The following is a 1,004-nucleotide window of genomic DNA, read 5'->3' on the forward strand; positions in this document are numbered from 1 at the left end:
CGTCAGGATATAGCGGTGGCTTTGGGGATAAAAACGGCTTTAGCTGTGCCAATTAGGATTAATAATCGGTTATTTGGTGCAGTAATGCTGTTAAACCGTCTCGATGGTCAGGAATTGACCGATCGAGATAGTTTATTAGTGGAGGAATATCTGAACTCGCTACTCAGAAATGAGGGATAGAAGGGGTTGGGTAATCCAGTTGAATGCTACGGCGATTTGATGGTTAAGGGTGGGCAGACGGTAGAGATAGACTAAGCGACGGGTAAGATGGGCAAGGGGACCGGCTAATTGTAGTCCTAAACCGCTAATCGTAGCTTCATCGATGCCGAGGGTCAACATTTCGCCTAAAGGTTGATAACGGAAGGGTAAAGCTGGTTTATCGTGGAAACTCGCCCAAATATTCCAAGCGCAGTAGTCGGACTGTTGAAGGGCCACTTGGGCCGTGGCAGCATAGGGTTTATCCTCTTGGTGGCGACCATCGGCCGCATCGCTGATCGCGTAGATCCCAGAGTTTTCGACAGTACCCAGTAACGGGGCGGCGGAAATTCTCTTAATCCCTTCTACAGCACAGGTTATGGCTTTTTGTCAACGGGGAAGTCCAGATATAAGATGAACGTAGGTTGGGTTGAAGCATGAAACCCAACGCCCGATCATGTTACGCTACCGCTAACCCATCCTACAAATAATTGTGCCTCCCTACTTAATACTAAATCTGGTTATTAAAAACTGATTATTTATTCCCCCTTTTGCATGAGTGCCTCTTGCATGAGTGCCTGTCTTTATAAGTAGCATAATGCTCAACGGATTTAGTATCAATTAATGTCTGTGAGTTGGCAAAATAGAAAAAGATAGCCTGGTTGTGTCTTATACCAAATTTCAAAAACTATGGCATACTTATAGAAAAGATGATTAAGTGGATAAATTAGCGATGCCAGTCGTACCCAAAATTGATATTGTTGAGTCAGTAGAAGATTTAAAAGAATTAATGAAACAACAAAAAAGTA

At 43.5% G+C, this 1,004-nt stretch carries 2 pseudogenes; one reads left to right on the plus strand and one right to left on the minus strand.

The features are described 5' to 3' along the window. Nucleotides 1-180: pseudogene (locus tag PX481_RS10190) on the plus strand (GAF domain-containing protein); the annotation flags it as partial. On the opposite strand, the pseudogene PX481_RS10195 reads toward PX481_RS10190, so the two are convergent. Continuing rightward, nucleotides 160-528 (minus strand): annotated as a pseudogene (locus PX481_RS10195) (NAD(P)/FAD-dependent oxidoreductase); the annotation flags it as partial. The pseudogenes PX481_RS10190 and PX481_RS10195 sit on opposite strands and share 21 nt — an antisense overlap. Nucleotides 529-1,004: the final 476 nt, after the last annotated feature.

It is taken from the genome of Microcystis sp. M53603_WE2, from assembly GCF_030065435.1.